The organism is Novosphingobium sp. GV079 (genome assembly GCF_003058045.1).
GTDB classification, from domain to species: Bacteria; Pseudomonadota; Alphaproteobacteria; order Sphingomonadales; family Sphingomonadaceae; genus Novosphingobium; species Novosphingobium capsulatum.
Genome location: NZ_QBUE01000002.1, coordinates 1 through 24,913, shown reverse-complemented (window position 1 = coordinate 24,913; position 24,913 = coordinate 1). Strand labels below are relative to the sequence as shown.

26 protein-coding genes are annotated in these 24,913 nt (G+C 60.1%); 17 read left to right on the top strand and 9 right to left on the bottom strand.

The genetic code is table 11. The annotated features are described in order from the left end of the window. Nucleotides 1–10 precede the first annotated feature (10 nt). Nucleotides 11–751 carry an enoyl-CoA hydratase-related protein gene (locus tag C8K14_RS01945; RefSeq protein WP_107715520.1) on the bottom strand — a complete coding sequence of 247 codons (741 nt, stop codon included), beginning with the start codon at nt 749–751 and terminating at the stop codon, nt 11–13. A gap of 2 nt (nt 752–753) precedes the next feature. After that, nucleotides 754–1,806, bottom strand: coding sequence for a nitronate monooxygenase family protein (locus tag C8K14_RS01940; protein ID WP_233250860.1), 1,053 nt, complete (start codon nt 1,804–1,806; stop codon nt 754–756). 71 nt (nt 1,807–1,877) lie between these two features. Between C8K14_RS01940 and C8K14_RS01935 the strand changes: the two genes are divergently transcribed. Together C8K14_RS01935 and C8K14_RS01930 are read left to right on the top strand one after the other, a co-directional pair. Then, complete coding sequence (locus C8K14_RS01935) at nt 1,878–3,500, top strand: enoyl-CoA hydratase/isomerase family protein (RefSeq protein ID WP_107715518.1); 1,623 nt, start codon at nt 1,878–1,880, stop codon at nt 3,498–3,500. A gap of 15 nt (nt 3,501–3,515) precedes the next feature. Continuing rightward, the gene (locus C8K14_RS01930; RefSeq protein ID WP_107715517.1) at nt 3,516–4,079 is read left to right on the top strand and encodes a metallophosphoesterase; all 564 of its coding nucleotides are present in this window, start codon (nt 3,516–3,518) and stop codon (nt 4,077–4,079) included. A gap of 54 nt (nt 4,080–4,133) precedes the next feature. Here C8K14_RS01930 and C8K14_RS01925 read toward each other — a convergent pair whose 3' ends face one another. The 3 genes from C8K14_RS01925 to C8K14_RS01915 all read right to left on the bottom strand — a co-directional run bounded on the left by C8K14_RS01925 (nt 4,134) and on the right by C8K14_RS01915 (nt 7,355). Next, nucleotides 4,134–5,648 carry a class I adenylate-forming enzyme family protein gene (locus C8K14_RS01925; protein WP_107715516.1) on the bottom strand — a complete coding sequence of 505 codons (1,515 nt, stop codon included), beginning with the start codon at nt 5,646–5,648 and terminating at the stop codon, nt 4,134–4,136. A gap of 38 nt (nt 5,649–5,686) precedes the next feature. Beyond that, nucleotides 5,687–6,844: a transporter gene (locus C8K14_RS01920; protein WP_107715515.1), complete on the bottom strand. Its 1,158-nt coding sequence runs from the start codon at nt 6,842–6,844 to the stop codon at nt 5,687–5,689. Between the two features lie 76 nt (nt 6,845–6,920). Then, nucleotides 6,921–7,355 carry a Zn-ribbon domain-containing OB-fold protein gene (locus C8K14_RS01915; RefSeq protein WP_158271852.1) on the bottom strand — a complete coding sequence of 145 codons (435 nt, stop codon included), beginning with the start codon at nt 7,353–7,355 and terminating at the stop codon, nt 6,921–6,923. 290 nt (nt 7,356–7,645) lie between these two features. On the opposite strand from C8K14_RS01915, the gene C8K14_RS01910 reads away from it, so the two are divergent. Next, entirely contained in the window at nt 7,646–8,086 is a 441-nt protein-coding gene (locus C8K14_RS01910) for a PaaI family thioesterase (protein ID WP_107715513.1), read from the top strand. On the opposite strand, the gene C8K14_RS01905 is transcribed toward C8K14_RS01910, so the two are convergent. Next, entirely contained in the window at nt 8,056–8,970 is a 915-nt protein-coding gene (locus C8K14_RS01905) for a 3-keto-5-aminohexanoate cleavage protein (RefSeq protein ID WP_107715512.1), read from the bottom strand. The two genes, C8K14_RS01910 and C8K14_RS01905, sit on opposite strands and share 31 nt — an antisense overlap. Before the next feature lie 101 nt (nt 8,971–9,071). Here C8K14_RS01905 and C8K14_RS01900 point away from each other — a divergent pair, with 101 nt between their 5' ends. From C8K14_RS01900 to C8K14_RS01865, 8 genes are all read left to right on the top strand, one after another. Continuing rightward, nucleotides 9,072–9,854 (top strand): SDR family oxidoreductase, encoded by a 783-nt coding sequence (locus tag C8K14_RS01900; protein ID WP_158271851.1) that lies wholly within the window; start codon nt 9,072–9,074, stop codon nt 9,852–9,854. 61 nt (nt 9,855–9,915) lie between these two features. Then, nucleotides 9,916–10,689 carry an SDR family NAD(P)-dependent oxidoreductase gene (locus C8K14_RS01895; RefSeq protein WP_107715510.1) on the top strand — a complete coding sequence of 258 codons (774 nt, stop codon included), beginning with the start codon at nt 9,916–9,918 and terminating at the stop codon, nt 10,687–10,689. Further along, nucleotides 10,686–11,468 (top strand): enoyl-CoA hydratase-related protein, encoded by a 783-nt coding sequence (locus C8K14_RS01890; protein WP_233250859.1) that lies wholly within the window; start codon nt 10,686–10,688, stop codon nt 11,466–11,468. The genes C8K14_RS01895 and C8K14_RS01890 overlap by 4 nt, the downstream gene beginning before the upstream one ends. 144 nt (nt 11,469–11,612) lie before the next feature. Beyond that, nucleotides 11,613–12,839, top strand: a complete 1,227-nt coding sequence (locus C8K14_RS01885; protein ID WP_107715731.1) for an acetyl-CoA C-acetyltransferase — start codon at nt 11,613–11,615, stop codon at nt 12,837–12,839. Beyond that, a complete protein-coding gene (locus tag C8K14_RS01880) occupies nt 12,840–13,733 on the top strand; it encodes an alpha/beta fold hydrolase (protein WP_233250858.1) in 894 nt (297 codons plus the stop codon). A gap of 1 nt (nt 13,734) precedes the next feature. Beyond that, complete coding sequence (locus C8K14_RS01875) at nt 13,735–14,487, top strand: SDR family NAD(P)-dependent oxidoreductase (protein ID WP_158271850.1); 753 nt, start codon at nt 13,735–13,737, stop codon at nt 14,485–14,487. Then, nucleotides 14,487–15,224: an SDR family NAD(P)-dependent oxidoreductase gene (locus C8K14_RS01870; protein ID WP_107715508.1), complete on the top strand. Its 738-nt coding sequence runs from the start codon at nt 14,487–14,489 to the stop codon at nt 15,222–15,224. The genes C8K14_RS01875 and C8K14_RS01870 overlap by 1 nt, the downstream gene beginning before the upstream one ends. A gap of 31 nt (nt 15,225–15,255) precedes the next feature. Further along, a complete protein-coding gene (locus C8K14_RS01865; RefSeq protein ID WP_107715507.1) occupies nt 15,256–15,642 on the top strand; it encodes a VOC family protein in 387 nt (128 codons plus the stop codon). A 3-nt stretch (nt 15,643–15,645) separates the two neighbouring features. On the opposite strand, the gene C8K14_RS01860 is transcribed toward C8K14_RS01865, so the two are convergent. Both C8K14_RS01860 and C8K14_RS01855 read right to left on the bottom strand, forming a co-directional pair. Further along, on the bottom strand, nt 15,646–16,428 hold the full coding sequence (locus C8K14_RS01860; RefSeq protein ID WP_107715506.1) for an SDR family oxidoreductase: 783 nt from the start codon (nt 16,426–16,428) through the stop codon (nt 15,646–15,648). A 12-nt stretch (nt 16,429–16,440) separates the two neighbouring features. After that, on the bottom strand, nt 16,441–16,926 hold the full coding sequence (locus C8K14_RS01855; RefSeq protein ID WP_107715505.1) for a nuclear transport factor 2 family protein: 486 nt from the start codon (nt 16,924–16,926) through the stop codon (nt 16,441–16,443). 241 nt (nt 16,927–17,167) lie between these two features. Between C8K14_RS01855 and C8K14_RS01850 the strand changes: the two genes are divergently transcribed. From C8K14_RS01850 to C8K14_RS01830, 5 genes are all read left to right on the top strand, one after another. Beyond that, nucleotides 17,168–18,406, top strand: a complete 1,239-nt coding sequence (locus tag C8K14_RS01850) for an acyl-CoA dehydrogenase family protein (RefSeq protein ID WP_233250857.1) — start codon at nt 17,168–17,170, stop codon at nt 18,404–18,406. Between the two features lie 23 nt (nt 18,407–18,429). Further along, complete coding sequence (locus C8K14_RS01845; RefSeq protein WP_107715504.1) at nt 18,430–19,572, top strand: acyl-CoA dehydrogenase family protein; 1,143 nt, start codon at nt 18,430–18,432, stop codon at nt 19,570–19,572. A 3-nt stretch (nt 19,573–19,575) separates the two neighbouring features. Next, complete coding sequence (locus C8K14_RS01840) at nt 19,576–20,532, top strand: acyl-CoA dehydrogenase family protein (protein WP_107715503.1); 957 nt, start codon at nt 19,576–19,578, stop codon at nt 20,530–20,532. 3 nt (nt 20,533–20,535) lie between these two features. Further along, nucleotides 20,536–21,612, top strand: a complete 1,077-nt coding sequence (locus C8K14_RS01835) for an acyl-CoA dehydrogenase family protein (RefSeq protein WP_107715502.1) — start codon at nt 20,536–20,538, stop codon at nt 21,610–21,612. Between the two features lie 75 nt (nt 21,613–21,687). Then, nucleotides 21,688–22,866 (top strand): aromatic ring-hydroxylating dioxygenase subunit alpha, encoded by a 1,179-nt coding sequence (locus C8K14_RS01830; RefSeq protein WP_107715501.1) that lies wholly within the window; start codon nt 21,688–21,690, stop codon nt 22,864–22,866. 74 nt (nt 22,867–22,940) lie between these two features. Here C8K14_RS01830 and C8K14_RS01825 read toward each other — a convergent pair whose 3' ends face one another. Beyond that, entirely contained in the window at nt 22,941–23,645 is a 705-nt protein-coding gene (locus C8K14_RS01825) for a TetR/AcrR family transcriptional regulator (protein WP_107715500.1), read from the bottom strand. A gap of 251 nt (nt 23,646–23,896) precedes the next feature. On the opposite strand from C8K14_RS01825, the gene C8K14_RS01820 reads away from it, so the two are divergent. Further along, nucleotides 23,897–24,859, top strand: a complete 963-nt coding sequence (locus tag C8K14_RS01820; RefSeq protein ID WP_107715728.1) for a TonB-dependent receptor plug domain-containing protein — start codon at nt 23,897–23,899, stop codon at nt 24,857–24,859. Nucleotides 24,860–24,913: the final 54 nt, after the last annotated feature.

The following is a 24,913-nucleotide window of genomic DNA, read 5'->3' as shown; positions in this document are numbered from 1 at the left end:
TTCGATGCTGTCAGTTTTGCAATTTCCTGGCCCGGTCAAAACGATCGAGCATTTCGGTTTCGATTTGGGATGCGGCGTCCGCGGCGGCCATGCGATCGAGCATGGTCGTGTGCAGATCGAACGAGAGTGGTTGTAGCAAGGCCCGTTCGGCCATGGCCCGCGCCAGCTCGGCAGCGCGGTCCAGCAATTGAGGGGTGGCGATGAGTTCGTTGATCAGGCCCCAGGCCAGTGCCGTCGATGCGTCGACCATCGCCCCGGTCAGCATCATCTGCCGCGCGCGGCGTACTCCGATTGCCGAAGTCAGCAAAGTACCCCCGCCCCAGCGTGGAAACAGTCCAACCTTGCAATGGGTGTCGGCAAAGCGGGCCTCTGGCGTGGCGATGGCAATGTCGCAGGAAAGGGCCATCTCCAACGCGCCAGTAATGCAAGGGCCGTCAATCGCGGCAATCGTCGGTTTAGCCAGACGGCGCAGGGCAACCCCTGGATTGGGTTCAACCGGCGGCGCGCCGGGAATGCGGTCCTTGAGATCGACACCGCCGCTGAAACAGCCACCGGCGCCTGTCAGCACCAGCGCATCGATATCGGCGCTGACATCGGCCTCGGCCAGCAACCGGGCGAAATCGGCGCGCATGGCGCGCGTCAGCGCGTTGCGCGCGGCAGGGCGGTTGAGCACGAGAAAGCGGATGCGGCCCCGATCAGCGATGACGAGGGGTTCAACGCTACCAGCGAGAAGGTCGGCAATCTCTGTCATGGTCAGGCCGGAACCGTTTGAGGCTGTACCGTCGAGCCGGCGGGATCAGGAAACAGGTCTGGTGCGTGGCAAGCGGCGGCATATTCCTGGTGCAGCCGTGCCACCAGCGTGGCGACATCGGGAATGTCATGGATCAGATTGATGCCCTGGCCCGCACTCCACAGGTCGCGCCAGGGGCGGATATCCTCGGGCAGGTGGTGATAGGCTGGCAAAGCGGGGGGCAGGTCTTCTATGACGATGTTCTCCCGCTTCAGCGAGGCGTTCAGCCAATTGGCGTGAACGCCTGTGATCGCGGGGGAGTAGGTGAGATCGGCATCGTTGCCGCTCACCAGCATGGCCTTCCATTCATCTGGCGCGCGCGCTTCCCGTGCGGCGATGAAGCGTGTGCCAAGATAGGCCAGATCGGCCCCCAGCACTTCGGCTGCGCGAATGGCCGAGCCACTTGATACACAACCGGCAAAGACGATCACGCCATCGAAGATGGACCGCACCGCGGGAATGAATGCAAAGGGATTGAGCGTGCCTGAATGGCCTCCTCCCCCCCCGCCAATGCAGATCAGGCCATCGACGCCTGACGCAATAGCCTTTTCCGCGAAGCGGATGCTGGTGACGTCATGCAGGATAATCCCGCCCCGGTCATGGATCAGCTTCGTCGCTTCAGCAGGATTGCCAAGCGCCGTGATGAAATGGCGAATGCCATGGGCAATGCACAGATCGACCACCTCCGCCAATTCCTCCGCCGTGCGTTTGAGTGTGATGTTGACCATTACCGGGCCTATTTTCGCGGCAGGATTGATCTCACGCCAAGCGCCCAGTTCTTCGCGAATATGGCGGAGCCATCCGGAAAATTGCTCGATGCCACGAGCATTGTGCCAAGGCAGCGCTCCCGCCAGCCCGGCCTTGCAAGCGGCAAGAACGAGTTCGGGCCCGGACACCAGCATCATCGGCGCGCAAATGGCGGGGAGGGCAAGGCCCGATCTCATGTCAGCACGCAGGCTCATGGCGTTGTTCCTTTCAGAGGCATCCAGAAGTGCGTTATTCGCTCTTATGTTCACTATCGGACTTTTGGCTTGTCCTGCCACAGTTCGTCAAGTAGGCCGTGCCTCACGGGAAAGGAAATTCGGACATGAGCGAGAAGCTGGGCGTTGCCACCTATCGGGTTGAAAGCGGAGTGGCCGTGCTCACGATCGATTCGCCGCCGGTCAATGCGCTGGGGCTTGCTGTGCGCACGGCCCTGAGCGAAGGTGTGGCCCGCGCGCTGGCTGATGATTCCGTTGCTGCGCTTGTCCTGATTTGTGCGGGTCGAACCTTTTTCGCAGGTGCCGATGTCACCGAAATCGGCAAACCAATACTTCCCCCGCTGCTGGGCGACGTGATTACCCAGTTCGAAAACTCGGCCAAGCTGATCCTTGCGGCGATGCACGGCACCGCTTTGGGTGGCGGTCTGGAACTGGCGCTGGCGGCTCATTATCGTGTGGCGGTGCCCTCTGCCACAGTCGGCCTTCCCGAGGTTGCGTTGGGGCTGCTGCCTGGTGCCGGGGGGACGCAGCGTGTGCCGCGATTGATCGGCGTTGCTGCCGCTGTGGAGATGATCGGGCTGGGTCAGCATGTGAATGCCAGGCAGGCGCTGTCGACAGGGCTGATCGATGCCATCGTCGAGGAAGGTGAACTGGAAACGCAGGCGATTGCCTTCGCGCGCGATCTGTTGGCGAAACAGGCTCCGCTTCGCCGCCTGCGGGATCTGTCCACCGATCTGACGTTGGAACAGGCAACGCCAGTGTTTGTTGGGTTCCGCGCAGCACACCCCGAACTGTTTGCCGGGGTAAAAGCCGCAGAAGGTGTTCTGCAGGCCATCGAGGCTGCGATTACCCTGCCGTTCGACATGGGAATCGAGCGAGAGAGGGAAATCTCGAGATTCTTGATCGCCAGCCCGGAATCGGCTGCCCAACGCCACCTTTTCTTTGCCGAACGTGCTGCAGCAAAATTCCCTGGTCACGAGAGGGAGAAGGCTCCAGCGATCGGAACGGTAGGAGTGGTCGGTGACTGGATTCATGCTCCTCTGCTGGAGCAAAAGGGACTGATCGGGGATGGGGCGGCGCAGGCTATCATTCTGGCCATGTCGAATGATGGCAGCCAGCCGCTGGAAACATTGTCGCGGGATGCGACCATCGTGCTCGTCAACCGGGTGGAAAAACTGGACGCACTGGCTATGAAAATGCCGGACCCAGGGGCCGTGGTGGGGTTGTCTTATACCCGGGGTGTGGCGGAAATCGTGGTTGGCGGTGCAACGCGGCCCGCCGCCGCACTGGCGGCGGGGGTGATCGCGCGCAAGCTGGGCTGGGCCGCCATTTTCGTGGGGGCTGTGCCGGGGCTGGTGCTGGGTCGGCTGGCTGCGGGGTTGCAGGCAGCCATTTCGGCGCTGCTGGCCGATAGCGTCGCCCCCGCCGACATCCGCGCCACGGGCAAGGCCTTCGGTTTTGCGGGCGGACTGCTTCCCGATGCTGCCGAGGGTGGCGTGGTGGATGCCGGGCTGGAACAGCGCTTGGTCTGGCCGGTGTTGGCTGAAGCGTCGGTCCTTGTGGATGAAGGTGCGGCGAAGCGCAGTTCGGATATCGATTTTGCCATGGTTCGTGCCGGCTTGTGGCCCCTCTGGCGGGGTGGCCCGGCGTTCATGGCGGAGCGGGTGGGGCACGGGCAGCTTACGGAATGGATGGCCGCTACGGGGCATCCCGCCCAACTGGCCAGTTGAGGCTGACCGGCGCTGATGCGGGTCGGGATCGTTTCCGATATCCATGGCCAGGCGCGCGCGCTTCGACAGGCGATTACGGCGATGGGACCGATTGATCGATTGATCTGTCTTGGCGATGCGATCAGCGAAGCAAGCTTTTCCAACGATACCGTGGAATTGCTGCGTTCGCATGACGCGTTGGCCATTCTCGGCAATCATGAGGAGGCTTTTTTTGCCGGACATGGGCCGCGTGCAGCGAGCGTCGATACCGATCTGGCGAATTGGCTGGCGGCTCGCCCGACCCGGATCGTAACCTGGCTTGGCGGTCGGCGTGTGCTGATCGTCCATTCCACGCCATGGCGTTCAGGTCATGCCTATGTGTCGCAGAGCCACAGGGATTTCCATCGCATGGCTGAGCCTGGTTTCGACATCGTACTCTATGGCCACACCCACCAACCCGTGGTGCGCGAGGTGGGGGCAACACTCATTGTCAATCCTGGATCTCTGGGTGAAGGGCGTCCCACCGAACAGGGTTTCGTGCGCAGTTATGCGATGCTGGATCTGACTACGCGCGAGGCAAGGATCGTGGATCTCGATTGAGGCCGATCGGATCGGTAGAAGAATCCATGCAGGCACCCCACCGATCCGGCCAGATTATCGGACGCGCTCGAGGAACGCAGGCGCTTCCTTGTATTTGTCGCGCAGTGCAACCTTCGCGATTTTGCCCGAGGGCAGGCGGGGTAGCGGGGTAGGTTCAAAGACCACGTAACGCGGCACTTTGTAGGCGGAAAGTGTCTGGCGACAGTGATGCAGCACGGCGCGGACATCGACCTTGCTATTAGCGGAATGGATCACGGCCAACGGAGTTTCACCGAATTCTGCGTCCTTGGCGGCGAGAACCACCACTTCGATTACCCCGTCGATTTCGGCGATCGTGCTTTCAACCTCCATCGCCGAGACATTCAGACCGCCGGAAATGATAATGTCCTTTATACGGTCGATGAAGGTGAGATTGCCGCGTTCGTCCTGCACGCCGCGATCGCCAGTATGAAGCCAGCCATCCCTGAATGTTCTGGCCGTTTGTTCGGGATCGGCCCAATAGCCCGCAGCGAGAGCCGGGCTGCGAATCAGGATTTCGCCAGCTTCGCCGGCGGGCGCGAATTCACCCTGCGGTGTGAGGACCGCATATTCGGTGAACAAAGCTCCTGGACCGCATTTCTCAGGATCGGTGAAGGCGGTTTCATTGCGTGCTGCCCATGCTCCACCGGCTTCGGTACAACCATAGGCCTGGCGCAAGGTGATACCCTTTTCAGCATAACGGGCCAGCAGTTGGGTGCTGACGCGCGACCCGCTGATCTGGGCGAATTTGACGGTGGAAAGGTCTGCGTTTTCGAACTCTGGCAATGCGGCAATACGTTCGTAGAAGATTGTCGAGGCCAGAAAGGTGGTGAGTTTGTGTTCGGTCAGCATTTTCAGGGCCCGTTCGGGCGTGAACTTATTTTCGGCGAAAATGGTGGCGCCGACGGACAGGAACTGATGCAGCAGTAGCGTTCCGGAAGCCGACGAATAGGGCCCTGCGGCGAGCACGCTACCGCCATTGCCCGTGGCAGGTTCCATGATCGCGAACTCGGCGGCATAGACCATTGTTGAACCCTGGGTGTAGACCACACCCTTCGGTGTTCCGGTCGAACCGCTGGTGCCGATGATGAACATCGGATCATCAGGCTTGGCTTCATGGAGCAGGGATGGCGCGGGCGCGTCGCGCAAGCTGCGTACCATCTCCATGAGGTGAATCCGGGCCTGACCTTTGGCTCCCAGAGCTGTGCTGACGATCTCTTCGCGGCTGCGGTCGGTGAAAATCAGGGTCGGGGTAAGCAACTTGATCGAATGAGCCAATTCGCGCTCGCTGGAGCGGAAGGTGACCGGCGCGCTGATGCCGCCCGCCAGCGTGGTGCCGAGCAGGAGCATGGCGTATTCGAGCGAATTTTCCGCCACCATCATCACCCGATCCTGTGGGCCAATGCCATGCTCGCGCAGCCAGGCTGCTATCCTGATGCCCCAGGCATAGAGGTCCGCATAGGAGACGATTTCGCCTTCGTAGTTCAGCGCGACCCGATCGGGCTTGTCCCAGGCCCACCATTTGATCGCGCGGCTGACCGTAAAAGCCATTTGTTTCTTGCTCCCAAAATTCCAGAATATTGAATGGATCAGAGCGTTTCTTCGGCGCCCAGCAGTGCAGTGGCGCTCATCAAATCGCCAGGTCCGCCTGTCACCAGCGAAAGCCTTGCATCAGGCACCTGATTGGTCGAGGTGCCGCGAATTTGTCGAACCGCTTCCGGAATCAGACCCATGCCGTGAATGAAGCCCTCAGCCAGATCCCCGCCGGAGGTGTTGATCGGCAATCTCCCGCTGGGGGCGATGAGGTTTTCGAAGGTGCAGAATTCGCCCACCTCCTCATATGTGCAGAAACCGTGGTCGATCATCGCCCCGATGCCCATGGAATTGCAGTTCATATAGACTTGCGCGACGTCCACATCCTTTGGTCCGTATCCTGATTCCAGCCAGAGGCGTCGGGCAAGTTCAGCTTGCCCGGCAGTGGCATAGTAGGGCCGCCAATTCTCCTCCAGCGCGCCGCCGCCCTCCATCGTGCCCATCGGTGCAGACAGAACATAGGCCGGCTTCTGCTTCAAATCTTTGGCCCGTTCGGCGGAGACCAGCAGAATGCAGGCGGCGCCATCGTTTTCGCGGGAGCAGTCGAACAGGCGATAGGGCTCGGAAACCATCCGGGCGTTATCGTAGACTTCCTGGTTGAACTCGATGTTGCGACCGTAGGCGCGCGGATTGTTCTTTGCGTGAAAATAGGACGCCTGGGTGGTCGCAAAAAGAGCGGATTGTGGTACGCCGTGATATTCCATAAGCCGTTGTGCGCGCAGCCCGAGTATCTGCACCGGCGAATCCAGCCCGTTCACAAGATATTGCGACGAGGTATCGTCCTGTGCAACTACCACGCGCAGCCGTCCGGCATTGCCCTCCGCCATGGAACGGTAGACCGCCACGATATCCGCCTGACCCGAGATGATTGCTGCCGACGCGATGTTGAGCGTTGCTGGCAGTGCGCCGCCGTGAAACCACACAAGTGAGGCGAATTTGCATTCGCGTGTGCCCAGCGCCGGCATCAGCTTGGCCGGGTCGCTGCGTTCGGAGGCATAAGAGACAAAGCCATTGATGTCGCGCACGTCGATGCCGGCATCTTCGGCGGCCTGTGTGATCGCGCGAAGGGCCAGTTTCAGTTCCGGTTCCGGCGAGGTTCCGCGCTTGTAATAGGGGGTCTGGCCAATGCCGACGATCGCCGCCGCGCCACGCATTTTGCTCACTTGATCGCACTCCCTTGCATTTCAGCCATTGTCTTGTGCCGGCCCGTATCCGGTTCGCTCGTGGCGATCAGTCCACCACTTCCCAAGTGATGGATGGATAGAATTTGCTCTTGGGGCTGGGCGGATTGATCGTGCCACGTACATGGGCGCCTATCTTCAGTTTGCTTTCGTCGCCTTGCAGCACCCCCATCACCCTTGCATTGCCTGCCTCGGGGATTTCGACGACCAGGCTGACATAAGGCACGTCGTCCTTGCGTTCCAGCACACGATCGAAGGCATAGCGCGAGCGAGTATAGGTAAAGACTTTGCCTGCCGGCTCCAGTTCGACCCACTCAAAATCCCATGATCCGCAATGGCCACAGCGGAAATGGGCAGGCCAGGTCCAGCCCTTGCAGCCGGAACAGCGTGGCAGGGTGAACTTGCCGTCCTCGAGATTGCGCCAGAACTGATCGTCAGCCTCGATAGCGCCGACAATCTTGTGCTGTTCGAAGCTGTAACTCATCTGCTCTCCCTTGCCCGATATCGCCGGAATCATCTGGGCGACTTTCAATTCATTGTGCGACTATGTTACAGATGTACGATGTATGATATCCCGGCCGCCCTGACAATCCCATATTGCGCTGCCTTGCCTCCGGTCGGACTGTTGCGGGTCATGCCTTGCGAGGCGACAGCGCACGACGGGCTGCTGGCTTTCGCTTGACTGTGGGAAGGTTATCGATGGATGGTCTATTATTGCTCATATGGGCTATATTGTTACGATAGCGAAGTTTTACGGAGGATGAGGATAGAGTGATGAACGAGGTTCCAGACGATCGCCAGTGGGCATGGATCGGTGAATGTGGAGAGTTCGCCGATCACGCCGGCATGATCTATATGACGCAGGATCGGCTCGAATCGGATGAAGATGTTCGTTTCGGTTTCCGGGTCGCGCCTCATCATTGCAACAGGCGCCCACAGTGCCACGGTGGGATGATGGCGACTTTTCTTGATATCGCTCTGGCACGTGGTCTTCGGGTAGTAGGCCAGGTTGAACCACCGCTGCCAACGATCTCGCTGTCGATCGATTTCATGAAACCTGCGCCGCTTGATGCCTGGGTCGAGGCCAGGGTGCGACTCGGAAGAGTCGGTAAGTCGACTGGTTTCATAGCAGCCTGGGTTTACGCCGATGACGCGCTCGCGGCACGCGGCAGCGGTGTATTCCGTCACTTCGGCAAAGAAATCTCGGGTAACTGAGCAAGATTATCGCGGCGCAGCCCCAGAATTGCGCGCGCTTCACGGGCGGTGGCGATTTCCGCCCCCAGGTCCTCAGCGATTCGTCTGCCCTTTTCCACCAATGCGGCGTTGGAGGGCGTGAGCAGGCCTTTCGAAAGATAGACTGCGTCTTCCAGCCCGACGCGGATATTGCCACCGGCCAGCACCGCCTGGGCGAGCAGCGTGAAGGTGTGCCGCCCAGTTCCGAAGCCGGTCCAGAGCGAACCCTGGGGCAGCAGTGAGCGGGCCAGCAGCATCATTTCTATGGTAGGCGCAAAGCCGTATTTCACACCCATCACCAGCGAGCACAGCGGTTTTTCGTTCAGCGTTCCATCGGCGATCAGATCATGCAGGAGCATGATATCGCCGGTATCGAACAGCTCGATCTCTGGCCTTGCGCCGGCTTCGCGCATCACGTTGGCCATGCGTCGAAGGTTTTCGGGAGTATTGATCACCACCTCGCGCCCGAAAACCATGGTGTTGAGGTCGAGCGTGGCGATATCGGGCCTGAGCCGTGCGACATGCTCCACCCGCCGCTCCGGCACCAGCAGATTGGTGCGCGGTCCGGGCACCACCGGATCATGCTCGCTAGGCTGAAAACGTCCGCCGGGCCCGGTAGTCAGGTTGATGATGAGTTCTGGATCGTTGCGGCGGATTTCCTCCACCACCCGTTCATAGAGTGCGATTTCCATTGATGGCGCTCCGGTCTCCGGGTCGCGCACATGGATATGGACCGCCGCGGCCCCGGCTTCGCCCGAGGCAAGCGCTGCCTCGGCGATTTCACTGGGGGTAACGGGCAAGCCGGGGTGCTGGGCACGTGTCGTGTGGTTGCCGGTGACGGCGCAGGTGATGAAAATCTTGCTCATTGTCTTTTCCTGAGCGATTATGAACGATATTCGCCTAACTGAGCGAATATCGAACGTTAGCAGATCGCGCCACGGCGACGCAAGTGATGGAGAGGCAGTCGATGAGGGCCAAGGACATGGCGGGGCGAAGACGGGCGGCAGTGCTGGGAGCGTCTGAGGAAAACGGCACCGGCTGGGAAATCGTCAAGGCACTGGTTAGACAGGGTGATTTCGTCACGATTGGCGCGCGTCGGCGCGAAGGTATCGAGAGGCTGGCGGGCCAAGTGGGTGGCAAGGCCTTTCCTGCCGACGCTGTGATCGAGGCCCAGGTGGAGCGCTTCATGACCGAGGCTGCGGCCGAAGGCCCGCTTGATTGTGCGGTGCTGGTCGCAGGTGCTGGGGTTAAAGGGCATATCGACGATATCCCGCCAGAAAGGCTCGCCCATTGCCTGAAACTTAATTTCGAGGCTCCGCTGCTTTTTATCCGTCATGCCGCCCGCAAATTGAAGGATCACGGTTCAATCGTGCTTATCAGTTCGATTGCTGGCAATAATGTCTGGCCGGGCTATGTCGCTTACGGCGCAGCCAAATCGGCGATGCAGATGCTCGTTAAATATGCGGCAGTCGAATATGGCGCTCGCGGTATCCGCGTTAATGCGGTTTGCCCCGGTCCGATTTCGACGCCCGCCGCGCAATATCTGGTCGATCACCCCAAAGCCGGGCCGATCGTTGCCGGCGAAGTTCCGTTAGGGCGAGTCGCGGGCCCTGCCGAAGTAGCGGAAGCGGTGGCTTGGCTTTGCACTTCCCCTGCTTGGATTACTGGCGAGACTGTCCATACCGATGGCGGCATGTTCCTGCGGCGTCCACCGAACGTGGAGGACCTCCAGACTGCGCTGGCCAGTTGAAGCTCGCGTTTGACCAACTCCAATCCAGTTGTCGAATTTTTGTAAATGAAGGAAAGATGTGATGGAAATTTCGGGAGTTACAGCGGTTGTCACGGGCGGGGCCAGCGGGCTTGGCGAAGCCACTGCACGTGCGCTTGCGGGGGCGGGCGTCAAGGTCGCGATATTCGACCTCAATCGAGAAAAGGGCGAAGCGCTCGCAGCCGAGATTGGCGGCGTGTTTTGCGAGGTTGATATCACCAGCGACACTTCAGTCGATGCAGGCTTTGCCAAGGCCCGGACCACTCTTGGACAAGAACGCATTCTGGTGAACTGCGCCGGCCGCGGAAATACGTTCAAGACCGCGCAAGTCTTGCGCGAAACCGGTGAGATCAGCCATTTCCCGATCGATCAGTTCGAAAAAGTGGTCATGCTCAATCTGGTCGGCACTTTCCGTTGTGTCGCCAAATCTGCTGCGGGAATGCTGACGCTCGATCCGCTGAACGAGGACGGTGAGCGCGGCGTCATCGTCAACACCGCATCAGTTGCGGCGATCGATGGTCAGGCCGGGCAGGCGGCCTATGCTTCGTCCAAGGCTGGCATTGTCGGGCTGACACTGCCCATCGCGCGCGATCTGCGCAAGAATGGTATCCGCTGCAATGCCATCCTGCCCGGTATTATGGATACGCCATTGTTTGCCACCGCGCGTCCTGAATTGCGCAAACAATTAGGGGACAGCGTACCGTTCCCGCGGCGCATGGGGCAGCCAGAGGAGTTCGCCAGCCTTGCGGTGGAAATGTGCCGCAACAGCTATATGAATGGTGAGCATGTTCGCCTCGACGGCGCGATCCGGATGTGAGCGAACAACAATTCATAACGACTGAGCGTGACGGTCCGATTCTGGTCGTCACGTTCAATCGGCCGGAGGTCATGAACGCGCTTCATGGGCCAGCTCATGCGGAATGTGCGGAGGTTTTTGACCGTTTCGCTCGGGATGGCGGTCTGAGGGCAGCCATCGTCACCGGCGCAGGTGTACGTGCTTTTTGCGCCGGCAACGACCTCAAGGCGCAGTCCGCCGGTGCAGCGACGCGAATGCCTGCATCGGGCTTTGCAGGGCTTACAAGTCGATTTGATCTCGTCAAGCCTGTCATCGCCGCTGTCAACGGCCTCGCGCTTGGCGGTGGTTTCGAGACCGCGCTGGCCTGCGACGTCATCATTGCCGGGCGGCATGCGCGGTTCGGCCTGCCGGAGCCGAGGGTGGGCCTGGCCGCCTTGGCCGGGGGATTGCTGCGCTTGCCGCGTGCGATAGGGATGAAGCGGGCGATGCCGCTGATTCTTACCGGGCGTCAGGTTTCGGCAGAGGAGGGATGGCGCCTTGGGTTCGTCTCTGAACTGGTCGAGCCGGGAGGTGAACTCGAGGCGGCAAAGGCTCTGGCAATGGAGATCGCCGACTGTGGGCCGGCCGCGATTCGGGCTGCTAAGGAGGTTGCGATGCACGGGGAAGATCTGCCGCTGGCGCTAGCGATTGCCGGGCAGGGCGATTTGCCGATGGTTCAGGCGATGCGTGCATCGCCTGATTATGTGGAGGGGCCGCGGGCCTTCGCCGAGAAACGTTTGCCGCACTGGTCTTGCGATTAGGTCATACGCTTCTGGCAGCTCTTGACAGAAGGCAGTGGGGCCGCAATGTAGCATCAATATATCGAACTATTGGGCGAATATCGCTCAATTTGATTTCGCGGCGCAAATGAGGGTCCGAAAGGGCCCCGGGTGGAGGCTGAAGGCATGAGCGAAGTATGGATTATTGATGCGGTTCGCAGCCCACGCGGGCTAGGCAAGCCGGAAGGCGCCCTGGCCAGCCTTCATCCGCAGCATCTCTTCGCGCAAATGCTCACCGCGCTTGTCGAGCGTACCGGTCTCGACCCCAAGGACGTTGAGGACGTGATTGCTGGCGTCAACACCCAGCAGGGCAAGCAGGGTTTGGATCTGGCACGTATGGCGGTTCTGGATGCCGGCCTGCCTGAAAATGTTCCGGGGTTCTCGCTGGACCGCTTCTGCGGTTCGGGGCTGACGGCGGTCAGTCTTGGCGCGATGGGCATTCTCTCTGGCGCCCAGGACGTCGTCATCGCTGGCGGTTGCGAAATGATGTCTTATACCCGCACGCAACAGCGTGAATTCATGATGGATTCTGGAAATCTGGAATTGCGGCATAGAATTCCCCAGGTTCATCAGGGACTGTGCGCCGACATGATCGCTACGCTTGATGGTTTCACCCGGCAGGATCTCGACGCGCTGGCTCTGTTGAGTCAGCAGCGGACTGATCGGGCGGTGAAGGAAGGGCGCTATGCCAAGTCGCTTATCCCGATCAAGGACGGCGAAGGCAAAGTGCTGCTTGACCATGAGCAATATCCTCGTCCCCAGACGACCGCCGAGATTCTCGCGGGTCTCAAGCCAGCCTTCGAAAGCGCCTTCGATCGTCAGATCGATGCCGACGGAACCACCTTCGGCTCGTTGGTGCGGCAGGTCTATCCCGAACTCGACATCCAGTATGTCCACACCGCTGCAACCAGTTCCGGCGTCGTCGATGGGGCTGGGGCACTGCTGTTGGCATCGCCCGACTACGCCAGGGCGCATGGGCTGAAGCCCCGGGCGCGCGTGCGCGGCATGGCGGTGGTGGGGTCGGATCCGACGCTGATGCTGAACGGGCCGGTGCCGGCAACCCGGAAGGTGCTGGAAAAGGCCCGGATGGCAGTGGACGATATCGATCTTTGGGAAATCAACGAGGCTTTCGCCGTGGTGCCGGCCAAGTTCACCCGTGACCTGCAACTCGATCCGGAAACCGTCAACGTCAATGGCGGGGCGATGGCGCTGGGCCATCCGATCGGGGCAACCGGCGCGATTCTGACGGGAACCGTCCTTGATGAGCTGGAACGGCAGGACAAGGCGACAGGGCTTATTACCATGTGCGCGGCCGGGGGCTTGGCCCCGGCGGTCGTTATCGAACGCATCTAAGTGTCGGCGGTCTTGGAAAAGAGGCATTTCCTGGTTGAGTCTGGCCTCAGGCTGGTGGGGGATGTCGCCGGCAACGAGCAGGCTCCTTGCGTGGTGCTGATGCATGGCGGTGGTCAGACGCGGTTTTCCTGGTCGCAAGCTGGAAAACACTTGGTCGCAGCCGGTTATCGCGTGATAAATTTTGACGCGCGCGGCCATGGTGAGAGCGAATGGGCAGGGCCTGGTGGTTATACGTTAGGTCGTCATGCCGCTGACCTGCGTGCCATCCTTCGGGAAATGGGGCTTACTGAGAGCGGTGTCCCCTTTGCATTGGTCGGGGCTTCCCTCGGCGGCGGCACGGCCTTGCGCGCGCTTGCCGAGGGCATGTGTCCGGCGGCTGTGGTGCTGGTCGATATCGTGCCAAACCCCGATCCCCGCGGCGTCCGCCGAGTGCGTGATTTCATGTTGGCACGGCCAGACGGCTATGCAAGCCTTGACGAGGCGGCCGATGCCATCGCAGCCTATAATCCGCATCGCCCGCGACCGGCCGATGTCAGCGGGCTGAGGAACAATTTACGCGAGGGCCCGGATGGGCGTTTCCATTGGCATTGGGACCCGGCCTTCATCAAGCGGGATGTTGATGAATCCATCGCAGAACTTGCTGAAACCTTGGAAGGCGCGCGCTCGGCAGGAGACATTCCGGTGCTGCTGATCAAGGGCGGGGACAGCGATGTTGTCAATGATCAAGGGGCGGCGCTCTTGCGGGAGGCGCTGCCCAATCTCGAAATAGCTGAGATTGCCGGCGCTGGCCATATGGTTGCCGGCGATCGCAACGATGCCTTCAATGCGGCCGTCCTTGATTTTCTCGACGGTCATTTCCCGGCAAACCAAACGATCAATACAAGGGATGTCTGACATGACGTTAGCGGGCAAGTGTCTGTTCGTCACCGGTGGAAATTCGGGCATCGGCTTTGCCACCGCGCTGCGTTTCGCACGTGAAGGCGCGGACATCGCCATCCTTTCGCGCCGTGCCGGCGCCAATGAGGTAGTAAAGACGGAGATTGAGGCGCTGGGCGTCCGCTGCCTGACGATCGCTGGCAGCGTGACGGATGAGGACGCGGTGAGGGAAGCCGTGGAGGCGACCGTCAAGACCTTTGGCGGCATCGACTATGCCTTCAACTGCGCTGGGCTGAGCCAAAGCGTAACGCCCATCGAAAGCCTTGCGCTGGAAGAATTCATCGGGTTGATGGACATCAACGCCCGGGGCACTTTCCTCTCGATGAAATATCAGATTCCGGTCATGCGTGCCCGGGGCGGCGGCGCGATCTGCAATTGTGCTTCGGCAGCGGGGCTTATCCCGAGCGCCTTTCAGGTTGCCTATGCAGGTGCCAAATTCGCAGTGGTCGGGCTGACGCGCGGTACGGCGTTGGAGGTGGCGAAAGACAACATTCGCGTGAATGTGGTTTGTCCTGGGGCGACCACGGGGGAAATGTGGATAGAGTTCGCCGAGCGGCATCCCGATCGTGCCGCTTTGGCGCTTGCCAAGCATCCGCTCGGCCGTGTCGGCTATAAGGAAGAAGTCGCCGATGCGGTGCTTTTCCTCAACCGCGATGCAACCTTCACCACCGGTCATGCCCTTCCGGTCGATGGCGGCAGGACCGCCGGATGATGCATGGCCAACTGGCGGGCAAGGTCATCATTCTCACCGGCGGGGCAGGGGGACAAGGACGTGCCGCCGCGCGCCTGCTCGTCTCCGAAGGCGCTAGGCTGGTCTTCACGGACCGCGATCCTTCGGGTGAGGCGCTGTCCAGTGAATTGGGATCTGATGCGCTGTTTCTACGGCATGATATCGCCAATCCGGAGCACTGGGCACGAGTCGTGAATACCACTGTCGGGCATTTCGGTGGCATCGACGGGCTCGTGAACAACGCGGGAATTGCTGGGCGCGACAGGGTGGAAACACTCACACCTGACGGTCTTCACCAGTATTTCGATATCAATGTCGTCGGCGCGCTGAATGGCATCCAGGCCGTCCTGCCGGCGATGCGCGAGCGGGGAGGGGGCTCTATCGTCAATGTCGCCTCGACTGCGGCCTTGCGCGCCACGCCAGGCTTGGCCGGCTATGCTATCAGCAAATGGGCCTTGCGCGGGCTTACGCGCAATGCCGCTTCGGAATTGGCAGCAGACCGTATCCGGGTCAATCTGGTCTTACCAGGTGCAGTCGATGTCCAGATGATCAAGGATGAACAGGCACCTGCCGGCAAGGCTTCGGTTGCGGCACAGATACCGCTGGGGCGTGTGGCCAGGGCAGAGGAAATCGTCCGCGCCTCGCTTTTTCTGCTTTCGGATGCGGCCACCTATATCACTGGAGAGGAATTGGTGATCGATGGGGGATGGTCCATCTAAGAGAAGTTTGGCGGAAAGGAGAGGCAAGGTAATGCTGGGGTATGCGCTGGTCGGTACACGCGATCTTGAACGGGCCAGGGCCTTTTTTGACCTGGTGTTTGCAGAGCTTGGCATGGCGCGGCTGCATGATGCCGGCCACATGACCTATTGGGGCGGTGGTTTTGATCGTGGCGCCGTCGGAGTCTGCCTGCCTTTGGATCGCAATTCTGCGACGGCCGGTAACGGTACGATGCTGGCGATCGCCGCTCCCAGCCGGGAAGCCATCGACACCGCCCATACCGTCGCTCTGGCATCTGGCGGTGTCGATGAAGGCCGGCCGGGCGTGCGCGCAGGCGAGGGGGCTTCTGCCTTTTACGCTGCTTATTTCCGCGATCTCGACGGCAACAAGTTCAGCCTTTTTCGCATCGGCGAAAGTTAGGAATTAAAACAGCCCCTGGTACGCGCCGCCATCGTTGATAATGTTCTGCCCCGTAAGGTAGCCCATTTGAGCCGCGCAGAGCATGGCTATAAGGTCACCGGCTTCTTGCGGGTCGGCTAGCCGGGCAGCGGCGCATCGGGCACGGACTTCGGCCTCTACCGCTTCATAGGGTACCCCCCGGGCTTTGGCACGATCGGTGAGACTGGCCTGCAGCGCCTCGGTATTGATCAGGCCCGGCAGCACGGAATTGATGGTGACATTGAAAGGGGCGACCTCGCGCACCAGTGATGCGATTGCACCTGCCAACGCCAGTCGCGCGGCGTGGGAATGGGCCACCCCCACCTGTGGGAACTTGATGAAATTGGCTGATACATTCACGATCCGCCCGAAACCGCGTTCGCACATGCCCGGGGCATAGTTCTGGATGAGCTCGAACGCGGAAAAGAAGTGAGCGTCGAACCACCACATCCAATCTTCGCGGGTCAATTGCTGGTAGGGGATCGAACTCTGCGGCACGCCGGCGTTGGCAACGAGGATATCGGGATCGGGATGTGCCTTGATCAGCGCCTGACGCCCTTCAGGTGTCGTGAGATCGGTCGCGAACCAATGGACCGGATGTCCGCTCTCGGCGGCAAGTTCCGCGGCTGCGGATTCAAGAGATGCGGACGTGCGAGCGACGATAGTGACTTCGGCCCCTTCAAGCGACAGGCGTCGCGCTGCGGCTTTGGACATGCCCCTGCTGCCGCCGCATATGATTGCGCGGCGTCCTGCGATTCCAATATCCATACTTTTCTCCCATTAGTTCCTTTGGCCGTCGCCTTTCACCAGAGAAAGGCGAGTGAGTTGAAATTCAGCCAGTCGCCAACCTTCCGCGGTCCGGCGATAGAGGTCGAAATAATGTCCGCGCCCGGAGACGATCAGACGCCCCTCGCGGTCGCGCAATTCATCGGTCATCGCCCAGATCACCCGGGCGTTGTTGTCATCCTCGAAATTGAATTCGGGCATATAGCCCTGGTGGACGGTGCGAAGCATTTCGACCGCACGGCGCACCATGGCCACCACGGCTTCGCGTCCCTGCACCAGCAAGGGTTCGGGAGGTAACGGGGGCGTCCATTCGCCTGTCCAGGGGTCGTGTACGGAGCTGCCGTAGGTACGATCCAGCGTGATATCCTCGGTAAAAATCTGGGCCAGGCCATCCCAGTCCCTGGTATCGACGCAGCGGAAATAGCGTGCCTTCACGCCGCGAATCTCCTCGATCGCGATCAGCCTTTCCAGGGGTTTCATGCCGCATCTCTCTCGCTTGCCTTTGGTTTAGCCCAGGTTAGCCGATGTTCCAATAAAGCGCAATTGCGCGAATATCGCTCAATCGCATTCAATTTCTGCAATTCGCCAGTTGACAGTTTCGCGTAAAACCCACATCGGTTTCATATGGAACATATGGGCGTTTATCGCACATGGGAGAGGCTGTCAGCAGATTCGATCGACTTCGGTCCGGTGGGTTTTCCTGGCAGCGAACTTTGTGCCCATGCAGGGGGCACGCGAGGTGGCTATGAGTGAAATGCTGCAGGAGATGCAGAGGTTGGAACCCTTCCGCAGGGAGGTCCGGGAATGGCTCGTCCATAATCTGCCGGACGACTGGCGCGAACGGATGCTCGGCGCCGATGAGGAGGCGGGCGTAGCCTTTCAGAAGTGGTGGTTCCGTAAATTGATGGAACCCGGTTATGCGGCACCGCATTGGCCCAAGGAATGGGGCGGCGGCGGCTTGTCCTTTGCCGAACAGATCGTGCTTTATGAAGAGATCGCACGCGTTGGTGCGCCGCGCCTGATCCTTTATTTCGTGGCCTTGCATCACGTGCTGGGTACATTGCTGCACTGGGGCACCGATGAGCAACGCAAGCGCCACTTTCCGGCCGTCCTCAGCGGAGATGAGATATGGTGCCAGGGTTTCTCCGAGCCTGGCGCCGGGTCTGACCTGGCATCCCTGCGCTGCCGGGCCGAACGTCGCGGCGACCATTATGTCGTGAACGGGCAGAAGACCTGGTCGTCCAACGCCCATCTCGCGCGCTATTGCCTGCTGCTGGCCCGCACCGATCCCGATGCGCCCAAGACCAAGGGCATTTCCTATTTCATTCTCGATCTGCAAACACCGGGCATCACGCTACGCCCGATCAAGCAGATGACCGGAGCCTCGCATTTCAACGAAATCTTTCTGGATGATGTCGTCATTCCGGCGAAAAATCTGGTGGGGCCGGAAAACGGCGGTTGGCAGGTGGCGCAGGCCACGCTGTCTTCGGAGCGAGGCCTGTCGGTGCTGGAACTGGCGGAGCGTATGCGCGAAGGGTTCAAGCTGCTGCTAGCCGATGCGCAGAGGTCCCGTGCCAGTGGCAAGGTTCCTTATGAGGATGACGAGATCCGTCGGCAACTCGTCAATGTCCACATTCGGATCGACGCGCTGCGCTTGCTGGTCAACGATCAGCTTTCGGCCGTGCTGCGCGGCGGTGCCGTAGGAGTCGAGCCTTCGATCATCAAGCTCTATTACAGCGAGCTTCTGCGCGAGTTCACTCAGCTTGGCGTCGAAATCGGCGGTATCGACGCGCAGTATCTGCAGGCCGTGCTGATGGGCGGGGCCAATGAAACCGGATATTGGATGCAGGATTTCCTCTATTCCTGGGCCTGGACCATTTCCGGCGGCAGTTCCGAAATCCAGCGCAACATCATTGCCGAGCGCGGCCTGAAGCTGCCGCGCGAGCCTCTGACGGCGTAACTCTAGCGACGACGGGAACACCGATGGAATTCGCTTGGACGAAAGATCAGATTGAATACCGCGAGCGTGTCCGCAAGGCGCTCGACGAGTTGCTGCCCGCCGATTGGGACGAAAAATACGTGCCCGAAAGCTATGCTTCGGACTTGCAGGTGGAGTTTTCACGCAAATTCTGCGCCGATCTGGCTGAGCGTGGGTTGCTCATGCCGCATTGGCCCAAGGAGTATGGCGGCAGCGAGGCTCCGGATTGGTATCACTTCATTCTTGGCGAGGAAATGAAGGGAGCCGGTGAGCCGCGCGGCTCCCAATATATGAACGTCAACTGGATTGGGCCGACGCTGATGCGCTACGGCAGCGAGAACCAGAAGAAGGAGCATGTGGCAGGCATTGCCAGCGGCAAGGTGATCTGGTGTCAGGGCTTTTCCGAACCCAATGCGGGAACCGATCTTGCAGCTCTCAAGACCCGCGCTGTCCGGGAAGGCGACCACTATGTCGTCAATGGTTCCAAGATCTGGACCAGCTACGCCCGCGGGGCTGACTGGTGCTTTCTGCTGACGCGAACAGGGTCCGAGCGCAAGGCTTTGACCATACTGCTTGTGCCTATGGATACGCCCGGCATTTCGGTCACCAGCTTTCCCGGATTGATCAAGGACGGTCATCTGAACGAGGTGTTCTTCACCGATGTGAAGGTTCCGGTCGGGAACCGGCTGGGAGAAGAGGGGCAGGCCTGGGAAATCGTCACCCATGCGCTGGCCTATGAGCGTGTCGGCGTGCCGCGTTATCATACCGGGCTGGATGCGCTCGACCTTGTCGTTGCCCAGTTGAAGCGAGAAAATCGCTGGGACAATGATCCTGTCGCGCGCTCCCGCGCGGGCATGATCGTCGCCAAATTCGAAAGCGCGCGGATGATGACCTATCTGGTGGTCGATCAGCGGGTGCGAAGGATGCCGCCCAATACCGACGCCAATCTTTCCCGCGTGGTGGCATTGGACGCCGTTACCGAGATGATGAATTTCATCGCGGACTATGCGCCTGACTGCCTGGCTGGCGGGGATATGCTGCTGGAGGACTATTACCGGATCAACATTCCGGCCGGGATCACCGGTGGAACCAATGAAATTCAGCTTGATCTGGTCGCCACCGGCGGCCTTGGGCTTCCGAGGGGCTGATCCATGGATTTTCAACTTTCTGACGACCAGCGGGCGCTCGTGGATGCGCTGCAATCCATCCTTCAGGACTTTGCGGAACTGCCGCAAGATGAGCGGTTGGGCTATGCCTATCACAATCCGGTGCTGCAGCAGATCCTGGCAGACAACGGCTTTTTTGATGCTGCGAGCACCATGGGGCCTCTGGAAGCGGCCCTGGTTACTTTCGAGACGGCCAAGAGTCTGATCTCGATTGAAACTTTTGGCAATGGCCTCGTCTGGCCCATGCTGGGCTTGACGCAAGCCCCGGCTGGCCCTGTGGCGCTGGTTGCCGAGCGGGATCTTGCCAAAGGTATTCGCAACCTGACCATCGCCAGGCAATTGCTGGTCGATTGCGGGGATGATGTCATCGTGCTCGATTTGGCGAGCGCCGCAGTTGTTTCGGTTCCTTCGATCTTTGCCTATCCCTATGGCCGTTTCGCCGAGATCCCTGATCTTGCTGCCGGGCGTCGTTTGCCGGGCAAGGGACAGCTTATGCGGCAGTGGTGGCGCGTGGGGTTGGCAGCGGAGATCTTTGGCGCGGCAGACGCGGCCATTGCCTTCACCATAGATTACGTGAAGCAGCGCCATGTGTTGGGGCGTCCCGTTGGGTCTTTTCAGGCGGTACGGCATAGGCTGGTCCAGCGTTATGGCTATGCCCGCTCAGGCTATTTCCTGACAATGCGTGCCGCCTGGAGTGGGCTTGCCATCGATGCCGATATCGCCGCAACCCGTGCAATCTCGGGTATCAATGATCTGCTGTTCGATCTTCATCAGTTCAACGGCGGCATGGGCGTTACCACTGAATACTCGTTGCATTTCTGGACCTATCGGATTCGGGCCTTGCAGGCGGAGGCCGGTGGGTTGACGGCGGCAGCGCTCGATATCGCGGACAGGCGCTGGAGCAGCAGTGTGGTGACGGCAAAATTGGAACAGGTTGATTGAACGATGAGCGACGGACTCGACATCGATGAGCTGCGCCAGGCAATCCGTGAGGTGCTGGCTGATCGCAACAAGGGGGTGATCGACATCCCGGAGGACAACGGCCGTGCCCTTGACCGGGCATTATGGCTGGAAATGGCTGGATTGGGCTGGCTGGCATTGCCCGTGGCCGAGGAGTTTGGTGGCCTTGGGCTTGGCCTTGAACATCTCAGCGTGCTTTATGAGGAACTAGGGCGCCAACTGGCCTCGGTGCCGATCCTGTCGACGATGATCGCTGCTACGATCATCGCTCAGCATGGCGGTGAGGCGTTGAAGGCGCGGCTGCTGCCTGCCATTGCGGGTGGAGAATGCTTGGTCGGGGTTGCCTTGCCTGATGATATGCCGCTGCCGGTTCAGGCCACCGACGGTAGCTGGTCCGGCAAGCTCGAGCATGTGCTCTTCGCTGACGTCGCCGACCTGCTGCTGCTCCCGGTTGTCGGACATAATGGTGTGCCTCGGCTGGCGGTGATCGCCAGCGATGCCGCCGGGCTTACGGCAAAGCAGCGTCCGCTTGTCGACCTCACACGCAGCATGGGCGAGGTCACGTTGGCAGATGTGCCCACCTCCAGCGTTGAGTTACTGGATCTGGATGCATCAGCCTGGGCGGCGCTGCTCGATCACGCGGCGCTGGGCCTGGCATGCGATGCCATCGGCGGGGCGGATGTGTTGCTGGACAACACTAATGAATATCTGAAGATCCGTGAGCAGTTCGGGCGGCCGATCGGCTCGTTCCAGGCGCTGAAGGCACGGATGGCGGATTGGAAAGTACGGATCGAGGCGGCCAAGACGCTGGTCCGGCATACGGCCGCGGTGATTGCCGGCGGGGCGGACAATGCTTCTGCCGCTGCTTCCGGTGCCAAGGCTTATGCCTGCGATATCTATGCCACTTTTGCTGGTGACGCGGTCCAGTTGCATGGTGGCATCGGGTTCACCTGGGAACATCCCTGCCATTTGTTTCTCAAGCGGGCGAAGCTCAACCAGCAGCTATTCGGTGATGGCAAGTTTCACAGGGATCGCGTTGCCAGCCAGGCCTTTGAAGGATGATCGTCCAATAGATCCGGGTGTATCGCGCAATGCCCCTTGGAGAGCTCGGCGCCCGGCAATTCTGGGGAGAATGACATGGATACCGCAACACAGGTAAAAGCCCGCAAGGGTGAAGTGACCGAAGGCCAGGCCAGGCTGCTGGAAGCCATGCCAGAACTGGCCGATTGCCATTATCCGGAGGTGCGGGACAGCATTCCGGCCCGCAATTATATTGATCCGGCCCGTTACGAGGCGGAACTCAAATATGTGTTCAAGGGAGTGCCGGTAATCGCCGCGCCGGCTGCCGTGCTCGACAAGCCCCGGAGCCATTATCAGGTTACCATCGCCGGCATGCCGCTGCTATTGACGCGCAACAAAGATGGCGAAGTCAAGGTCTTCGCCAATGTCTGCAAGCATCGCGGCATGAAACTGTGCACTTCGGATCGCACCGAACATGGCCCGCGCATCGTGTGCCCCTATCATGCGTGGACCTTCGATCTGGACGGCAAGCTGATTGGTTTGCCGCGCGCGGAAATCTTCCCGGGCCTTGAAAAATCGCAACTGGGATTGCTGGAGCTTCCGTCCCGCGTGGCTGGCGGGCTGGTGTGGGTGGGCCTTGATCCCGACAACCCGCCGGACTTCTCCACGGTCACTGGCGAACTGGCGGAGGATCTCGATGCGCTGGAGCTGGGCGACAGCTATTGCTATGACCACGCGACCTTTCCTGTAAAGGCCAACTGGAAGCTGGTCATGGATTCCATGCTCGACAGCTATCACGTAACGCGTCTGCACAAGAACTCGCTCGCGCAGTTCTCTGTCGATTCTGAAAACCAGATCGATCGCATCGGCCCGCACATTCGCAACGCCGCGCATCGCAGCAATTTTGAGCGTAAGCTGATTACCCGCAAGCATGACGAACTGCGCTGGATCATGGTGTTCTCCTATATCGGCTTTCCCAACGGGATCATTGTCGTTTCCCCACGCTACGTTAGCTTGGGTGTGGTTCGGCCGATCGCGGTCGATGAGTGTGCCGTTGATTATTACATGCTTGTCCCGGAGGAGCCGACCAGCGAGAAAGCCCTTAACGGCCTCAGGAAATCGATGGAACTGATGAGTCAGGTGTTTGGAAACGAGGATTACTGGGCAGCGGCCATGTGTCAGGAAGGACTCAGTTCCGGGACTATGAAGGAGGTGCAGCTCGGCGGCATGGAAGTCCAGGTGAGGATGTTCCAGGACGCTGTGACGGACTGCCTCACGAAGCACGGCGCCGTTTGAAGCTGGCCATGATTACGGCCATCAGAGCTTGATCGTTCCATGGTGCCGTGTGGAATGGCGACGTTACCATAGCGTTATTCCGTTTCTCGTGCCTGGCGGGTTGTCTGCCGGGCACGACGTTTTCTGCGCAGGCCTAGCCTGTTGCTTTCGGCAACAGGCTGGCCGAGCAATCCCTGCTCGTATCGCGCAGCGACCCCTGCGAAAATCAACCGCACTGTTTCCGCAAACAGCTCTTCCTCATTGAAAGGGTTGTCCGCGATAGCGCGGGCAAGCATTGGGTATTGCTCGGAATTGACAGCCGGCATGGAGGGAATGTTGCGCGCCTTCGCCGCTGCTGCGAACAGGGCGGACCCAAAGGTCAGTTTTTCGGTGGCTTCCAGCACTGCCATATGGAATTCTGGTGGATAGGGATTGTCGGCGGCTACTTCGTCATAGGCTTCCAGTAGCAATGTGCGCGGAAAGAAGTGCAGCATCAATAGCGCTGCCTTGGGATGCCTGAGAAGTGACCTGCGTGCGGAGACGCAGAGCATTACCATTCTCTCTTCATAGGGCAGGCGATTCGCGTGCATGCCGGGCAGCTTCAGCAGCAATAGTCGAGCGACCTCTTCCAGCACTTCGTCCTTGTCGCGGAAATGGTGATACAGCGAGGGTGGGCGAACGCCCAACCTGTTGGCGACACGCGCCAGACTGAATTCACTGAGCCCGACCTCGTCAATCACAGCCAGCGCAGCTTTGGCTGCGCTGTTGCGGGAGATGAGCGGAGTGGATGGTCGCGCCAAATCGGTACCTCAGCTTGTTTTGGCTCCTTCTTGCACCGGAAACGCCCTGTTTCAAGCAGGTACATCCCAAGGGGGTGGGAGATTGTTCGATAATCGCCGGTATGGTCGAATCATTTGACATATGGTGCTTGGTCTATAAATCTACGACCATTAGATAATGCCGGGAACAGCCGGCAAAGATGGGAGAGTATATGAAAGGCAGCCCTGCTCTGCGCTGGGGGGCAGCGCCCCTTGTGTTGGCCGTGAACGGAATGATCGCGATGTCCGCCACTGCTCAAACCGCTCCAAGAATGGCCATCACTGGCCCAGGTGTTATCTCCGATGACGCCAGTTCCCCTCCTGCGGTACAGCAACCCAATGCTGGAGACATAGTGGTGACCGCGCGACGTCGCGACGAGCGATTGCTCGATACACCTGTCGCAATTACCGCGGTTGGCGGCGCCAGACTTGCCCGATATGAGGTGACCACCGTTTCGGACCTTGCCTCGCAGGTTCCCTCGCTTCTCGCAGGGAAGGCGGCCTCAGGATCGTCGGCCAGCATATTCCTGCGCGGCGTGGGATCGACCGCGTTGAGCGCGGCCTTTGATCAGTCGGTCTCCTTCGTGATTGACGGATTGGCGATGAGCAGGGGACGTGAAATCAGCCTGCCCCAATTCGACGTGCAGCAGGTGGAAGTGCTGAAAGGGCCGCAGGCACTGTATTTCGGCAAGAACACCACTGGCGGCCTGATCAGCATTAGAACCAATGGCCCCAGCGACCGGTTGGAAGCTGGAATCAAGGGCGGATACGAGTTTGAAGCCCGGCAGAAATATGTCGAGGGGTATGTTTCCGGTCCGCTCAGCGACTCGTTGAAAGTTCGAGTTGCTGCACGCTATTCCGACAGTGACGGCGCTTTCACCAATACTGCGGCTGATACCTATACCGCTTATATCCCTGGTCAGGTTCGGACCCGCACGTCTGATCGTCGAGGTGGTGCGGAAACTTTCGGCGTACGCGGAACTGCGATTTGGGAGCCTGCTCCCAATCTCAAATTCGAACTGAAGGGGGGGTATTCCAGCGTTCAGGACGGTGGTCCCAGCGACAATGTGGAACGCCTGTGCGGCGGTGGGCGAACCACGCCGCTGTCGGCCAACGGTATTCCGCCCAGCCCCAATGCCGATTGCGCAGTCAACGTGTCAACGGCGGAGCAAAAACCGGCCACTGTGGCGGAGTAAAAGTAGGCCACTGACGTTGCGGCAGATTCAAAGCACAGGGGCCCCGATCGGGGC

Excerpts from the sequence above, each read along its gene's own strand:
- C8K14_RS01945 (WP_107715520.1), bottom strand. The coding sequence starts at position 751 with ATGACAGAGATTGCCGACCTTCTCGCTGGTAGCGTTGAACCCCTCGTC.
- C8K14_RS01935 (WP_107715518.1), top strand. The coding sequence starts at position 1,878 with ATGAGCGAGAAGCTGGGCGTTGCCACCTATCGGGTTGAAAGCGGAGTG.
- C8K14_RS01930 (WP_107715517.1), top strand. The coding sequence starts at position 3,516 with ATGCGGGTCGGGATCGTTTCCGATATCCATGGCCAGGCGCGCGCGCTT.
- C8K14_RS01925 (WP_107715516.1), bottom strand. The coding sequence starts at position 5,648 with ATGGCTTTTACGGTCAGCCGCGCGATCAAATGGTGGGCCTGGGACAAG.
- C8K14_RS01920 (WP_107715515.1), bottom strand. The coding sequence starts at position 6,844 with ATGCGTGGCGCGGCGGCGATCGTCGGCATTGGCCAGACCCCCTATTAC.
- C8K14_RS01915 (WP_158271852.1), bottom strand. The coding sequence starts at position 7,355 with ATGAGTTACAGCTTCGAACAGCACAAGATTGTCGGCGCTATCGAGGCT.
- C8K14_RS01910 (WP_107715513.1), top strand. The coding sequence starts at position 7,646 with ATGAACGAGGTTCCAGACGATCGCCAGTGGGCATGGATCGGTGAATGT.
- C8K14_RS01905 (WP_107715512.1), bottom strand. The coding sequence starts at position 8,970 with ATGAGCAAGATTTTCATCACCTGCGCCGTCACCGGCAACCACACGACA.
- C8K14_RS01900 (WP_158271851.1), top strand. The coding sequence starts at position 9,072 with ATGAGGGCCAAGGACATGGCGGGGCGAAGACGGGCGGCAGTGCTGGGA.
- C8K14_RS01895 (WP_107715510.1), top strand. The coding sequence starts at position 9,916 with ATGGAAATTTCGGGAGTTACAGCGGTTGTCACGGGCGGGGCCAGCGGG.
- C8K14_RS01885 (WP_107715731.1), top strand. The coding sequence starts at position 11,613 with ATGAGCGAAGTATGGATTATTGATGCGGTTCGCAGCCCACGCGGGCTA.
- C8K14_RS01875 (WP_158271850.1), top strand. The coding sequence starts at position 13,735 with ATGACGTTAGCGGGCAAGTGTCTGTTCGTCACCGGTGGAAATTCGGGC.
- C8K14_RS01870 (WP_107715508.1), top strand. The coding sequence starts at position 14,487 with ATGCATGGCCAACTGGCGGGCAAGGTCATCATTCTCACCGGCGGGGCA.
- C8K14_RS01865 (WP_107715507.1), top strand. The coding sequence starts at position 15,256 with ATGCTGGGGTATGCGCTGGTCGGTACACGCGATCTTGAACGGGCCAGG.
- C8K14_RS01860 (WP_107715506.1), bottom strand. The coding sequence starts at position 16,428 with ATGGATATTGGAATCGCAGGACGCCGCGCAATCATATGCGGCGGCAGC.
- C8K14_RS01855 (WP_107715505.1), bottom strand. The coding sequence starts at position 16,926 with ATGAAACCCCTGGAAAGGCTGATCGCGATCGAGGAGATTCGCGGCGTG.
- C8K14_RS01850 (WP_233250857.1), top strand. The coding sequence starts at position 17,168 with ATGCAGGGGGCACGCGAGGTGGCTATGAGTGAAATGCTGCAGGAGATG.
- C8K14_RS01845 (WP_107715504.1), top strand. The coding sequence starts at position 18,430 with ATGGAATTCGCTTGGACGAAAGATCAGATTGAATACCGCGAGCGTGTC.
- C8K14_RS01840 (WP_107715503.1), top strand. The coding sequence starts at position 19,576 with ATGGATTTTCAACTTTCTGACGACCAGCGGGCGCTCGTGGATGCGCTG.
- C8K14_RS01835 (WP_107715502.1), top strand. The coding sequence starts at position 20,536 with ATGAGCGACGGACTCGACATCGATGAGCTGCGCCAGGCAATCCGTGAG.
- C8K14_RS01830 (WP_107715501.1), top strand. The coding sequence starts at position 21,688 with ATGGATACCGCAACACAGGTAAAAGCCCGCAAGGGTGAAGTGACCGAA.
- C8K14_RS01820 (WP_107715728.1), top strand. The coding sequence starts at position 23,897 with ATGATCGCGATGTCCGCCACTGCTCAAACCGCTCCAAGAATGGCCATC.